The following is a 13,479-nucleotide window of genomic DNA, read 5'->3' on the forward strand; positions in this document are numbered from 1 at the left end:
AGGGAATCGAGCACGGCGCGCCTCACAAGCTGATCAGGAGGGTTCGGAGAGTGAAGTAGATGGCGTAGTAGTAGGCGCCGCCACCACCGCGCCCAGCGCCCGCTCCGTAACCGACCGACATGGTGCCCGCGGCGGGGATCGTGCCCGGTGACAGGACCTTCGTGTGCTGGGTGTGGACGCTGCTCATAGTGGAGCTGCCGGTGTTACGGAGATACTGCATCTCGTCCCCGGCGAACCCCGTGGCCGCCGCCCCGCCCGCCGGCACGACGAGCCAGATGTCGACTTCCTGCTCAACGACGACCAGCGCCGGGCGGCAGGGGTCAGGGTTCGTGATCGTGACGTTGTAGTTGTCTACGGCGTCCACGGCCCCCGTCGGGACCGGAACGTTGTTGTAAGTCCGGTTCTCGAAGTAGTTGTTGAACGTGGCCATTCCACGCGGCTCCGACCGGAGCACTCCGTTGCTGTCACAGACGACGACACCGCCGCGGGTGGTCGCGTCACAGGGATACGGCCATGTCCCCGTGTTGGCCCGCAGAGGCGTGCTGGCGGCGCCGTTACCGGTCAGGCCGCATCCAGTGCTCACGGTGGCGGCGCCGGTCGGCACGAACAGGGACCCGTCGGGGCGGACGGTGAGGTTGTTCCCGGTCTGTCCGGACACCTTGGCGGTGATGACACCGGTTGCCGGGTCGTAGCCGATTCCGCTCCCGCCGGACAGGCACGGCCGTACGTCGTCGCAGCCGAGGGTTGCCGACACGACATAGGGGTTCGTGGAGTTGCCAGAGCCGCTGATCGTCACGTTGTCGCCGGCGGTCACCGAGCAGTTGCATTGTCCGCCGCTGCATCCGCATCTGGCCAAGGTGCCCACCTTCCAAGGGGGTTTCTCTTGGCCCGGCCCACAACCAGCGGCGCACGATCGAGTCTAGCCGCGCGCCCCGTCCGGACACTCGGTCGGACAGTGTCCGGACAGCACGACGACCCTGTGTCCGGACACTCCAGGAGCAGGGCTTCTTACATGCACGGACAGTGTCCGGGTCAGCCGTGCAGCTCGACGATTACGATGCCGTCGCCGCCGATGGTTCCGTTCGCGGTGCCGCCATCGCGGGCGAACCCGCCAGCAGCTCCGCCGCCGTACCCGCGTGCGCCGCCACCCGCTCCGGTCGCCGCCCTTTGGTAGCCGCCGTGTCCGAGGAACGACTCTCCACCCTCCCCCGCCAGGCCCTGGGTGCCGGACAGCCGGATGCAGCCGCCTCCCGCACCGCCCCCCATGGCGACCTGCCCGGCACCAGCGAGCGGGCCGGCGACCCCGGAGAAGCACTGCGCGAAGTTTCCGGAGTTCATGAGGGCCGGGCCTCCCGCACCACCGTTCGCGGTGACCAGGCCGCCGAAGGAGCTGCCGCCTCCCGCGGTGCCGTCCGAGGTGGGCCCACCCGGCGCCCCGCCCGCGCCGACAACGACGGTCTCCACGGTGCCCAGTTCGGAGACATCGTGAAGCGATTCGGAGTACCCTCCCGCAGCCGCACCTGGTTGGGCCACCAGTTCGCCCGCGGCGGCCTGGGCGCCCGCTGCTCCTCCGCCGGCCGCCTGGACGCGCACGCGCACGCGCGCCAGCCAGGGGTAATCCCCCTTGCGGAACGAGTAGGTACCGGGGCCTCTGAACAACACGATGTCCCGGAGGCCTTGATGCCCGGGGATCAGAGTCAGCCGCCCGTCCTCCCCGATCTGGAAGTAGTCGCTGTCCACGCAAACTGAAGCCACCGGCTTCACCTCTCAGCGAAGGGAGCCCGGCCCAAAACCAGCGACTACCAGCCATGTTAGGTGTTGCGTCGACTGCGCGGCTTCCGCGGTGACTTGACCCGGAACTGCTTCACGTAACGATCACACCCATCCCGCGCCAGACACCCAACGCGCGCTTTGAACCGAAACGTAGACCACGACAACAGGGACTCCGGCTGTCTGGATTTACACCAAGCACACCTCAAGGGAACCTCAAATGATCTTCACGTTTGTGTAAGAACATGTTTTGATCTCTTCGCGCTTCCGGTGATCTTCACGGGAGCGCCTGTCATGCTCGCGTCTAAATGGGGGTTCCATGCGTACCAAGACCAACGCTGCGGTTATCGCTTGCGCCATCGCGGCCGGTTCCGTCCTGTTCAGTGCGCCTGCCGCCTCGGCCGCCGTCTCCTGCGATTCCTCCGGATACACCGCGTCCGGTCTGCCCATCGAGCGGTGCACCTCTCTGTCGAACGGGGTCCTGGTCCACAAGAAGGACGGCAACTCCCCGACCACCCTGTGGACTACCTACTCCAAGACGGGTGGATCCACCGTCAGCGTCCGCCTCGGCTACAGCATGTCCGGCTCCACCACTTACTCCTCCTACTTCAACATCAGCTCTGGCCAGACTGTGCAGAAGTCCTGGAGCAAGTCCGGGAGCTACATGTGCTACGACAGCATCGGCGTCCTGAACTACAGCGGCGGCACCTACCAGACGCCGACCGCGCACTGCTGAGACAATCAGCACGATGGGCTCCGTCCACCAGGGCGGGGCCCATGTTTGCTGCCATGCCCTGACACCGGCAAGGACCCCCCGTGTTTACCGCGATCTTCCAGAACCACTACGGCTACCTGGCCGCATGCACGCTGACCGCCCTCGTTCTGGGCGGCGCGGCGTGGTTGCTCGCCCGCCGCCTCGGCAATCCCTACGGCGTGTGGTGGGGCGGGCTCTTCTTCACGCTCGCCGGCATACTTGGCGTCACTTTCATGGGCAGCGGTCCGGCCAGCCGCCAGTGCGTCATCAACCACAATCTGGCCGAGCCCTTCCACAGCACGCAAGGTTTGTGGAATATCGCCATGACGGTGCCGCTTGGTCTCTTCGCCCTTCTGGCGCTGCGCCGACTGCTACTCGTCCTCGTCGGCGTGATCGCACTGCCCTTGGCCATCGAGTTCACCCAGGCAACGGTGAGCGGCCTCGGGCGTGTATGTGACAGCGCGGACGCAGAGATGAACATCCTCGGCGGCCTTGTCGGACTCGCTGCCGCCGCAGGGGCACTCGCCAGGCGCAAGGAGCTCGACTGGAAGGCTGGCGCCAAGGCATCGCTCATTACCTCTGCCGTGCTGCTGATCTTGGGCTCCGGCGTGGCGCGTCCGATGCTGAGCTTTACGCATGTGGACGGAACCGGCCTGTCGGCCGCCGGCTCTCCGGAGCGCCATGCCGTCGAACAAGCGGTGAACGAGGCGTTCGGTGACCGCTACGAGCTGGGACGGGTCTACGAGCAGCCGTGTGTGGGAGCGCGGTGTACGAATGTCATCTTCACCCTGCTGAGCAGGGACAAGGGACAAGGGGAAGCGTTCAGCAACGGCAGCCTGTCGTGGCCGGACAAGAAGCATCTGAACGTGCTCTTGGAAGACAGCGACCGCCCCAGTGTTATGGGGTACCCCGTGGCAGGGGCCAAGGCGCCCTCCACGGAGCAGGAGGCGTACCGGATCGCACAGTCGTACATTGGCGAGCACTACCCATGGGCGAAGGGTGCGAACACCCACCGGACCTATCCGGTTGGAGAGAAGGCAGAACTGGGTTGGATGACCAGCTGGCGCTGGCTCCAGGGCAACGTGCTGATGCCCAAAATGCTGGACGTGCAGGTCGACAGAGCCGGACACATATCCCAGGTGGACGTGACCCTCGGTCCGACGCGCCTCAAGCTGGAGAAGGCCAAACTGGACGCCGGCGATGCGGAGCAAGCTGTGCGGCAAGGGTTGTTCGCGCAGTACAGGGCCAACGGGGGAAGGGATCTGGGCAAGGCCCAGATTGAATCGAAGTACCAGGTTAAGGCGTTCACACTGAAGGCCGTTGAGAGGCAAGGAACGTGGCGGTCTGAGTGGCTCGTGAACGTGTCAATGAGCAAGGGGAATGCGGGCTCCGGATCGCAGGAGCCAAGCGAGGCGGAGATGTGGCGGGTGGACTCGGTGAACGGGCAGGTTTATGACGGCACCGATGCACCCGTGAAGGGTTGACCTGTACTTCCCACCTCTTACTCGGACCGTGTCCTCCGACTCACCTCGAAGGACATGGTCTACCCCTGCCCTTCGAGCCACATCCCTGCGGCCCCGTTTCTCACAGGCCCGCCATCGCCATCACATGCACGCGAACGCCCGGCCCCGCGGGCTCGGCGACCCCTCGACCGCGCCTCGGCCGCGACCGCCACACCCGCACGACGGCGCACCAGGCGGTGACCTCCTCCAGGGCAACGAGGACCGTACGGTCGTCCTCGTCGGGGGCAGGGTCGACGGCGACCGCGGAGACGACCGGAGGAGCGCCGTACGCGGCCGGGAACCTCCACCGTGCCCGCCCGTCCTCGCCGGTGAGGAGCACGGCCGCCGCAGGCACGCCAGGGGCTGCCACGGCCGCAGGGGCGGGCGTCGCCTCGTACGGTGCTGTGTCCTCCTCGCGGGGGCCGCTGCTGACCCTGGTCCGGCCGGCGATGCGGGCCCGCTGGTCGAGGTTGCGCAGCACCCCGCCGAGCGGGTTGCCGACGATGCGCCGGGCCGGTGATCCACGCATGGCCATCTATGCCGTCTCCGCTCCGGTCGCCGCCACCTGTACCTGCACGCTCTCCGCGCCCGGCGTGTTCTCGTCTCCGCCGTTCTCCGTGACCTTCACGCCGGTAATCTTCAGCCGCTGGGACACCGTGCGGCACGTCGAAGCGCTGGTGATGTCCAGGCACCAACCCGGTACGAGGCTCGGAACGTCGATTGCCGCGAGCGGGCTGATGGTGACCTGCTGGGTGTCGATGAACACTGGCACCGTCGCTGACGCCCGGCGGCGCGCCTTCGCGGCCTCCGTCGCCGAGGTCGCATCGCTGATCTCGGACTGTTCGACGTACCGCTCGTGGAGGCCATAGTACGGATCGGTCCCGCCGTCCGTGCCGATGACGCCGCTCGACTCGCTGCCCGCGACGATCCACCGCGTCACGAGACTCTTGCCGTCCTCGCTGACCTCCAGGCCGTCAGGCATGTCGGCGTCCGACAGACGGCCAACGCTGACGAGGTGCGTCTCCGGGATCAGCAGGATCTTCGACCCGATCGCCGTGTAGTCGAGCCCGGCCTCCGCGAGCTGGCGGAGGTGGTCGCCGGTCTGGCCGATGTTGGCGCTGTAGGACCGCGACCCGTTGATGCCGGCTCGGCCGATGACCTCGACTGTGTGGCCGGGGTCGTCGGGGGCGTAGCCGTCTTCGATCAGCCAGGCCGCGATGTCCATGAGGTCGACGTTCGTGAACGTCTGGTCTTGGTGGGGGACGCGGTTGTCGAGCCAGACGAGGATGTCCTCAGCGGTCAGCTCGACCTGTCCCAGGGACCATGTGACGTCGGTGATCGGCCCGTCCCACACGTACTGGTCGTCGCGGAACAGCACCAGGCGGTTGCGCCACGAGCCGATCCGGCCGAGCCGGTTGCAGCAGTCACCGCCAGGCTGGATGACGGCCCGAGCCGAACTTGTGCCGTCCAGAACCCTGTTCCACTCGACTTCCACCAGCACGTCGGCCACGGCGACGGTAGCGCCGCTCCTGTCCAGAACCACGGCCGAGTGCGTTCCACATCCGGCGACCGCCATTACAGCCCCCGCCCCGAGACGCTGAGGGTGACCATCGAGTCAAGGGCCGGGGGACTTTCGATGTCCGTCGACAGGCAGACGCAAAAGGTCCCGCACTCCAGGGCCTTGTACGTCGGCGGCATGCCGTCCTGGCCGTAGACGTCCGGGGAACTCTCGCACACCCCACCGCACTCGACGATGGCCCGGCCCGTCTGCCCGTCCAGCGTCACCGCGCCACCGGCCGGGACAAAGGCCACATGCCAGAACGAGTGCAGGTCGCACCGCTGGAAGTCGGCGGTTTCATCGCATGTCAGGCCGTCGTCGCTGTGCTCGTAGACCTCGATCGTCAGGTTCCGCAGGTCGCTCGCTCCCGCGCGGACCGTGATGACCGGCGCGTCCGAGGACCAGGCGGGGCGGCTGGTCAGGTCCATCGTGTAGCAGGTGCGCTCGACGGCCAGCGGCAGGCAGAAGCACGTGTTGAGAGGCGCCCCGGGCAGCAGCGGCACGGCCGGCGTGCAACGAGGGTCCGAGCAGGCGGCCGTCGGGTCCGGACAGGCAGCGAAGCGGCAGCCGCCCGGGCACTGCTCGGTCGATCCGGCCGGGTGCACGCACCAGTTCACGCAGGAGCCGTCCAAGTCCATCGGCGGGACCACTTCCAGCACCGGTGTGGGATCGGTCCACAGCCACGGCACGGCGGCTGTCACCACGAACTCCACGGTGAGGATGTCGGCCCCGATCTGACAGGTACCGGTGCCGCAGCCGTTGCCGGCGCGGGCGGTCACCCGAGGGCCTTCAACCAGGGCGACACGGCGCAGGGTGCGCCGGTGCTTCGCGTTGAACTCTGCCGGGGTCTGGTCCTCGCCGGGGCAGCAGTTGTAGACGACCAGGCAGTCACCATCGCAGTCGCCGCCTGCGCAGCCCTGCAGGACCTGCGCCATCCAGTGCAGCCCGTAGTCCACGCCGCAGCAGGTGGAGCCGAGGACGAGAGCAGTCACGGTGATCGTGCGCGGCAGGGCCCGAGCGGGCCCGATCGAACCGCCCCCGGCGATGCCGCCCGCCACCGACCTCTGCACCGGGTAGTCGTCCAGGCCGGCCACATCCAACACCATCAGCCCGGCGAACTCCGCGCTCTCGGGCACGTCGGGGTCGTACCACGGCGCCGGGCTCGCCGGGTCGCCGGGCGTGGTGTACGGCAGTTCCTCGAGGACCTCCGCGCCGAACGTCGGGCAGCCGCAGCCGCTGTACCCGTCAAGCGGCGACCCGACCGTCTCCAGGTACTGGTTCAACCGGGCGTGGTTCACCAGCTCGACGCCGCCGTATTGCATGTACCACTCGGCCGCCATCAGCCCAGCACTCCCGCCGCGAGGACGAGGCGGTTCAGCACGCGGTGCGCCGTCATGTGCCCGTCGCCCGCCTCGTGGATCGTCCAGTTGTTGGTCATGTGCAGCCCGCCCCCGGCTGCGGCACGGCCGCCCCGGGCGGCGTCGTCCTTGGAGCCGTCGGCCGCGGCCTGACGGACGCGCTGCGCGCGGGTCAGCGGGATCACCACGCCGTCCGTGCCGCGCCCGCCGATCCCGATGAGCTGCGCGGCCACACCGTCCGCCAGGTCCCGGGCCGCCGCCCGGCTCGCCACTTGGAGCCCGGCCAGACGCCGCAGGAAGCCGATGTGCAGGCCGAGGCCGGTCAGGTCACCGATCTTCATGAACACGCGGCTCGGGCTGTGGATCTTCAGCGCGGTCCGGATCGCGGACTGCATGTCCTTCGCAATGTCCAACATCAGCTTCTCGATGGCCCGCTGCTGACCCTTCAGGCCAGTCAAGAAGCCCTTTCCGGCCTGCACACCGGCGTCGTAGAGCACGTCCGCGCTGGTCGTGCCGAGCGTGCCGGTGGCCTGCGAAAGCTGGGCCTGCAGGCCGTTCAGCCGTTCCAGTTGGGCCCTGGTGGCGGCCGACAGCGCGGCGGCGATGCTGGCGTCCTGCTCGGGGCCGACACCGATGATCTGCTGCAGCAGGCTCTTGCTCAGCCCACGCTTCGCCAGGTCGTTGATCTGGCTCGTGAACGTCCTGACCCGGTTCACCGCGTCCTGCAGGCCAGCCTCCAGCCCCTTAGCGGTCACCTTGTCGGAGCCCTGCGTCAGGTTCTGCAGCGAAAACGCCGACAGGGCCGCGTCCGTCGTGTCGGCGGCGAACTTCTGCGCGTCAGCGATCCGCTGCACCAGGGCGTCGCGCTGCGCGGCGAGCGTCTGCAGCCGCTTGTTGCCCGAGTTGAGCAGCGCCACCAGCCGGTCATTGACCCGTGTCTTCTGGCCCTTGAAGGCGTCGGTGATCGCCTTGATCATGCTGTCCGTCGTGGACTTGATCTGCGCGGCCGTGCCGGTCAAGCCCTTCACGAAGCCCGCGCCGACCAGCTGACCGATCTTCGCGAAAACCTTGCTGGGCGAGGCGATGCCGAGGGCGTCCTCCGCCGCGGTGACCGCCGTGCCGGCCATGTCCTGCGCGGCCGTCACAATCAGCCCGGCATTCTGGCGGATGCCGTCGACCATGCCTTGCACGACCTGGGCACCCACGTTGTTCAGCAGATTCGCAACCCCGGCGAGCGCGCTGCTCAGGCTGGACAGCGCCCCGCTGGCAGCCGAGCTGCCCGCCGCGGCGGTCGTCGCGGTCGCGGCGAGGGTGCGGGCCTGGCCGACTCCGAGCATGTCGAGCAGGCCGGAACGGGCCGCCAGTTCGGCCGCCCGCTTTGGCCGCGTGAGTGGGATGACGACCTCGGGCCCGGCCTCGCCGATCAGAGCGTGGGTCGGCCCGTAGACGATGCCGCCCGAGGCGAAGGGCAGATACTTCCGCACCGAGGACGGCAGCCCGCTCTTGATCTTGCTCATGATCTGGCCGCCGACGTTCCCGATCGCGCTCACGATGCGTGAGCCCAGACCGGAGAACAGCGACACGACGCCCGAGATCAGGCTGGACACGGCGCTCCTGGCGGCCCCGGCAGCCGAGTGGAACGCGCCGGAGATCCGGGAGCCCACGGACGACACCGCGCTGCCGATCCGGCCAGGCAGCCCGGAGAAGAACGAGACCACCGACGATCCAGCGGAGCTGGCCGCGCTCAGCGCCGAGGAACCGGCCGACCGGAACAGGCTGGAGACCTGGCCTGGCAAGGCGGCCAGAGCGGAGCCGATCCGGCCGGGGAGCTGGGAGAAGAACGACGCCGCAGACGACAGAAACGACGAGATCGCCGCGGTGGCGGTGTTGAACCCGGACTGGAAGGCGCTGAGCAGGGTGGAACCCAGCGAGACCAGTGCGCTGGCGATCCGCCCTGGCAGCTCGGTGAAGGTGAAGACGATGCCGGCGAGCACCGTCAGCAGGCCGATCGCCACGTAGGCGACGGCGCTGGTGAACGCGTTCAGCAGCAGCCCCGGCAGCGCCGCCAGCCCGGCCGCGATCAACCCTGGCAGCTGGGCGAAGAACCCGACGACCGTCTGGAAGCCGGACACCACGTACTGGCCGATGGTCGTGAACAGGCTGGTGAAGAACGTGGCCAGCAGCGAGCCCAGCGCCGACAGACCCGCGAGGATCAGCCCTGGCAGCTGGGCGATGAACGAGACGACGGCCGTCACTCCGGTGATCAGCCCGGTCAGGACGGCGACGACGCCCTGAATGATCGGCACGACGGCGTTGATCGTCAGCCACGACGCGAACGCAGCGGCGATCTGCACGATCGGCGCCAGGATCCGGATCAGCAGGACGGCGAGCGGCGCGACGGCGGCGACCAGCCCGGCCAGGGACGGCAGGAGCGGGATGACCGCCTGGACCATCGCCGTGAACGCTGAGACCAGCGCGGGCAACGACGGCATCAGGGCGTTGACCAGCGCCGTGATCACCGGCGCTACGGCCGCGGCGACTTGGACCAGGGCGCCGGCCAAGGCGGAGAGCACCGGGGTCAGCCCGGACAGCAGCTGACCGAGGGCCTGGCCGACGCTGGTCGCGAGCGGCGTCAGCGCCTGGACCAGCAGCGTGAACGCCTGAGCGATCTGCGGCAGCACCGGCGCCAGGGCGCCGACCAGGGCCTGGATGATCGGCGCGAACAGCCCGGCCAGCAGGCTCAGCGCCGGGGCCAGGGCGCCCGCGACGACGGCCACCAGCTGACCGACCAGTGGAAGGATCGGCGTCAGCGCGGACAGGACTTGCGCGAGCGCGGCACCGACCGGCCCCAGCGACGGGCCGATGGCGGCGAAGGCCTGCGCCACCCCGGCCGCCACCTGCTGCAGAACGGGAGCGATCTGCGCCAGAGCAGGCCCCAGCGCGTTGATCAGCCCGGTAATCGCCGGACCCAGGGCGACGAAGACCGGGCCCAGGGCAGGCGCGATGGCTCCGACCTGCGTGACCAGCGCGGACAGGATCGGGCCCAGCTGCGCCGCAATCTGCGCGACCGTCTTGAAGATGTTCCCGATCGCCGCCTGCCCGGCCGCAGACGACGCGAAGGCGGCGAACGATCCGGTGATCTTCTGGATGTTCGCCAGGACTCCGCCGCCGTTGACGTTGGCGGCCTGCCAGACGTTGGCGAGGATGCTGCCGACGTTCCGCGCGATGCCGGCGAGCTGCTGCAGGACGATCAGCGCGTTGTCGACCCAACGGACCGCGGTCCCGCCCTGGGCGAAGTTCTGCAGCATCTCGCCGGCCCGCTGGCCGACGTTCGAGATCGCGGCGCCGAGCTGGGGTCCGAACCGCTCGGCGATGACACCCGCGACCTGCAGCAGTCCGGCCGTGATGCCGTTCGTGGTCTGCGCCAGGCCCGCGACGGCGGACGTCGTGCCCGTCAGGACCGACCGGACGTTGCTGACGCCCTGCGAACTCTGGACGTAGGAGAGGACCCCGCGCGCCGCCGCGCCCCACTCCCGGGAGATCGACGTCAGCCCGGTTTTCAGCGGCCCGTTCAGCGCATTGGCGGTGGCGGTGATCTGGCCCTGGAACTGAACGAAGAACGCGTCCTGGACGCTGTTCTTCAGCGAGTCGAACGCGGGCTTCAGGGCCCGGACTTCTCTTGCCGCCGCCTGTGCCTTCGGCGACAGGTTGGCCAGGGACTTCTCGAAGGCCTTGGCGTCGCCGGTCAGCGCCGCCTGGAAGGCATCCGAGACGCCGAGCAGCGCCAGCTTCAGTGTGCCCAGCGCGGTCTGGAACCCGGCGATCGCCGCCGGGCCCGCAGCGATCAGCCCAGCCGCCGGGGCGAGCGCCGCGACCAGCTTCGCGACGCCCGCCGCTGCGCCCGCCGCGGCGATGCCGTAGGCGCCGAACTTGAGGCCGGTCGTGAGGACTTTGCCGACCCGGCCGGCGGCACCGGCGAGCCCGGCCAGGGCCCGGGTCAGCCGGTTGTTGTCGACGTTGACGTTCGCGTTGACCCGGACGTCAGGGGCGTTGTGCGCCTGGATGCGGCGGTCGAACTCGTCCAGGTCTGGGACGACCCGGATCGGGATCTCAATGTCCGCCAGGAGCGCCCGCAGCCGCTCCTCGAACCCGGTGACGTCGGGCGCGACCGGGATGTTGATGGACGACAGCGACCGGAACCCTGCCAGCAACTGCGCGTCGAACCGCCGCAGGTCCGGCTCGACCCGGACAGTGACCGCCCGCTCGGCCAGTCCCCGCTGGATCTGGCGACGCATCTGGTCGCCGATGCTCCGCGTCGCCCGCAGCAGGGCGCGTTGAATGCGGATACCAGCAGCGCGGGACTCGGCGTCCGCGTTCCCATCGTTGATGTCGATGGTGATGTGCGCCGAGCCGAAATCGACGTCTTCGCCGGCCACCGGGCAACCTCACAGCTCGTGCGGTTGCCCGGCCCAAAACCAGCGGCGATCTCAGATTAGCCGCTTCACCCCGTCCCGAGCTGGGCGTCCGTCGCGCCCCACTGCGCCATCAGGGCCTGCGCGTCCGCCATCGTCATCACCGCCCGGGGAGGCCGAGCGGGCTGCTCGGGTGGCTGCTGGGACTGCTGAGGCTGGCGGGCGCGGGCAGCCCTGCGGGGCCGTCGCAGCTCAACCGGCACCGCGTACAGCCGGGCCTCGATCCGCTTCCGCTCCGTCTCGTCCTCAGCGCTCATGTACATCGCCTGCTCCGCCGCGTTGATCAGCGTGCGGAGCGTCCAGCGGTGGAGGTCGACCCCTTGGAGCGCGAGCTGCCCTTCCCAGGCGTCCCAGCCCTCCGCGACGCTCGCGAGGATCCGCTGGACGGTGTAGTAGGGCGGTCGCCGCCCCCGTACAGCTCGGTCGTCCACTCCAGCAGCTCCATCAGGACCCGGTCCGGGAGCCGCATGCTCTTGTCCTCCACGCGGACCGTGCCGGTCAGCTCGGCGGCGTGCTCGTCGGCCTCCGCCCGGGTTCGGAAGTGCGCCACAGGCTTGCCGCCCTTGATGACCTCGAACCGCAGGAAGCGGTCGGCCGACTCGGAGGTCATCAGGCTCGCGAGGAACTCGCGCATGGACCCGTACACACCGCGCAGCACGGCCGGGTCCATCTTCGTCAGGTCGGTCTCCTCGCCGAGCGCCTTCTGCGCGTCCTGGACCTTGCTGTAGCCATCCAGGAACTCATCCCCGAAGACCTCGGGTACGAATTCGAGCTTGCCCAGCTCGCCCAGGTTCGCGACGTGGTTCTCTGTGCGGACTGTGAAGTCGCGTGTTGCCACGGGTGTGCCCTATCTCCCGCGCTACGCCCGGCCTAACACCAGCGGCGTGCCGGGCAAGAGTAGCGGCGTACGCCTCATCGAGGCGCGGGCTGGGGGCACGAGGTCGTCAAGTGGAACAGCGGCCTTACTCGTCGTCCGAACGATCTTTGCCGGTCAGACGCCGTCCGGCGGGCTTCACGCGGTGAGCCCGGGAGGCTGCGCCAGAACCTCGGCCCTTTTCAGGCTGGATCTTGGCCCTCCCCCTGCGCGCCTTTCCCTCGGTCTCGTCATTTTCCTCGGGTCGTACCGCCGCATCTGCAAAACCGAGATCCTGGGCAGCTAGCCGAACCTCCCGCTCCGTTGCAGGATCGGTTCGGGCCTCACCCAAAGTAAATGTAACTTGAGCCGTTATCGGCCCCTCGCGCTCTAGCCTATCGATAAGGAGTTGCTTCAGACGCTCATCGCTGGAGGTGACGCCAGTTCTTTCATCCGCCCCCCCCGATTCAGTTTTGCTTGAACGGTGCTTCCGTTCGTTTCGCTGCATACGAACAAGGAGGCAGAAGGTGACCACGGCACTAGCGATCAGCGCCCACGTGATCTCAGCAAACATGTCACCCACCTGCACCGATCCATACAGCATACGACCCACAAGCCGCAAGGATGAGGGAAATTATCACTGTCATCCACACATATTCTGTAGGCGGTCCAACCTCCGCATACTTGATCAGCCGCACACTGTAGCCGAGAGACAGGAACACCAAAAGGAAGGTGAAAACAACCATAAAGTTTCGACTATCGGGCGTCCTAACATCTCGACTGGTCACCAAATCCATAATTCCAGCGACCGCGACAAGGATGCCAGCAAGGATACATTCAACACTTCCATATATTTTGGAGGGGGTTTTATCCCCCATCACTCCTGTGATGAGCGGCCAGGAAAGCGCGGTAGCCGCAAACGTCACCGCACCGATGGTAAAGAGGGACACCCTTGCTTTCTGTGGCGTTCCCCAGAAGATGGCCATACCTTGCTCCCAACCGGGCAGCCTCATTGCTACCGTAGGCGTGGTCCAGCCTTGATGCATCCGGACTGCCAGATTCTCTTCCTTTTAGCGGCCCAGGCGGAGCGCGCGAGCCAGAAAATTGTTCGCCCTAGTACTCCAGCCGGAGATGTGATCTTTATGGCTGCTGGGTGGCTTGGCGTTGGTAGTGGCTGCGGCGGGCTCGGGCCTGGTGGCGTCGGCGCCAGAG

The 13,479-nt window shown here is 68.0% G+C and carries 12 protein-coding genes; 2 read left to right on the top strand and 10 right to left on the bottom strand.

The window, feature by feature from the left end; genetic code table 11:
- Positions 1-22 precede the first annotated feature (22 nt).
- Complete coding sequence (locus tag AB0N14_RS27345; protein ID WP_366028356.1) at positions 23-814, bottom strand: hypothetical protein; 792 nt, start codon at positions 812-814, stop codon at positions 23-25.
- A gap of 218 nt (positions 815-1,032) precedes the next feature.
- A complete protein-coding gene (locus AB0N14_RS27350) occupies positions 1,033-1,755 on the bottom strand; it encodes a hypothetical protein (protein WP_366028357.1) in 723 nt (240 codons plus the stop codon).
- A 334-nt stretch (positions 1,756-2,089) separates the two neighbouring features.
- On the opposite strand from AB0N14_RS27350, the gene AB0N14_RS27355 reads away from it, so the two are divergent.
- Positions 2,090-2,506: a hypothetical protein gene (locus tag AB0N14_RS27355; RefSeq protein WP_366028358.1), complete on the top strand. Its 417-nt coding sequence runs from the start codon at positions 2,090-2,092 to the stop codon at positions 2,504-2,506.
- A gap of 80 nt (positions 2,507-2,586) precedes the next feature.
- Entirely contained in the window at positions 2,587-4,008 is a 1,422-nt protein-coding gene (locus tag AB0N14_RS27360; protein WP_366028359.1) for a VanZ family protein, read from the top strand.
- 100 nt (positions 4,009-4,108) lie between these two features.
- On the opposite strand, the gene AB0N14_RS27365 is transcribed toward AB0N14_RS27360, so the two are convergent.
- The 8 genes from AB0N14_RS27365 to AB0N14_RS27400 all read right to left on the bottom strand — a co-directional run bounded on the left by AB0N14_RS27365 (position 4,109) and on the right by AB0N14_RS27400 (position 13,253).
- Complete coding sequence (locus tag AB0N14_RS27365; protein WP_366028360.1) at positions 4,109-4,561, bottom strand: hypothetical protein; 453 nt, start codon at positions 4,559-4,561, stop codon at positions 4,109-4,111.
- A complete protein-coding gene (locus AB0N14_RS27370) occupies positions 4,562-5,569 on the bottom strand; it encodes a hypothetical protein (RefSeq protein ID WP_366028362.1) in 1,008 nt (335 codons plus the stop codon).
- A 32-nt stretch (positions 5,570-5,601) separates the two neighbouring features.
- The gene (locus tag AB0N14_RS27375; protein ID WP_366028363.1) at positions 5,602-6,924 is read right to left on the bottom strand and encodes a hypothetical protein; all 1,323 of its coding nucleotides are present in this window, start codon (positions 6,922-6,924) and stop codon (positions 5,602-5,604) included.
- Complete coding sequence (locus AB0N14_RS27380) at positions 6,924-11,378, bottom strand: hypothetical protein (RefSeq protein WP_366028364.1); 4,455 nt, start codon at positions 11,376-11,378, stop codon at positions 6,924-6,926. Before AB0N14_RS27380 ends, AB0N14_RS27375 begins: the two co-directional genes overlap by 1 nt.
- 65 nt (positions 11,379-11,443) lie before the next feature.
- Positions 11,444-11,671 carry a hypothetical protein gene (locus AB0N14_RS27385; protein WP_366028365.1) on the bottom strand — a complete coding sequence of 76 codons (228 nt, stop codon included), beginning with the start codon at positions 11,669-11,671 and terminating at the stop codon, positions 11,444-11,446.
- A 26-nt stretch (positions 11,672-11,697) separates the two neighbouring features.
- Positions 11,698-12,252 carry a hypothetical protein gene (locus tag AB0N14_RS27390; protein WP_366028366.1) on the bottom strand — a complete coding sequence of 185 codons (555 nt, stop codon included), beginning with the start codon at positions 12,250-12,252 and terminating at the stop codon, positions 11,698-11,700.
- A 124-nt stretch (positions 12,253-12,376) separates the two neighbouring features.
- Positions 12,377-12,841: a hypothetical protein gene (locus tag AB0N14_RS27395; RefSeq protein WP_366028367.1), complete on the bottom strand. Its 465-nt coding sequence runs from the start codon at positions 12,839-12,841 to the stop codon at positions 12,377-12,379.
- 1 nt (position 12,842) lies between these two features.
- Positions 12,843-13,253, bottom strand: a complete 411-nt coding sequence (locus tag AB0N14_RS27400; protein WP_366028368.1) for a hypothetical protein — start codon at positions 13,251-13,253, stop codon at positions 12,843-12,845.
- Positions 13,254-13,479 lie beyond the last annotated feature (226 nt).

The organism is Streptomyces sp. NPDC051104 (assembly GCF_040682835.1).
Taxonomy (GTDB): Bacteria; Actinomycetota; Actinomycetes; order Streptomycetales; family Streptomycetaceae; genus Streptomyces; species Streptomyces cynarae.

Excerpts from the sequence above, each read along its gene's own strand:
- AB0N14_RS27355 (WP_366028358.1), top strand. The coding sequence starts at position 2,090 with ATGCGTACCAAGACCAACGCTGCGGTTATCGCTTGCGCCATCGCGGCC.
- AB0N14_RS27365 (WP_366028360.1), bottom strand. The coding sequence starts at position 4,561 with ATGGCCATGCGTGGATCACCGGCCCGGCGCATCGTCGGCAACCCGCTC.
- AB0N14_RS27375 (WP_366028363.1), bottom strand. The coding sequence starts at position 6,924 with ATGGCGGCCGAGTGGTACATGCAATACGGCGGCGTCGAGCTGGTGAAC.
- AB0N14_RS27385 (WP_366028365.1), bottom strand. The coding sequence starts at position 11,671 with ATGAGCGCTGAGGACGAGACGGAGCGGAAGCGGATCGAGGCCCGGCTG.
- AB0N14_RS27395 (WP_366028367.1), bottom strand. The coding sequence starts at position 12,841 with ATGTTTGCTGAGATCACGTGGGCGCTGATCGCTAGTGCCGTGGTCACC.
- AB0N14_RS27400 (WP_366028368.1), bottom strand. The coding sequence starts at position 13,253 with ATGGCCATCTTCTGGGGAACGCCACAGAAAGCAAGGGTGTCCCTCTTT.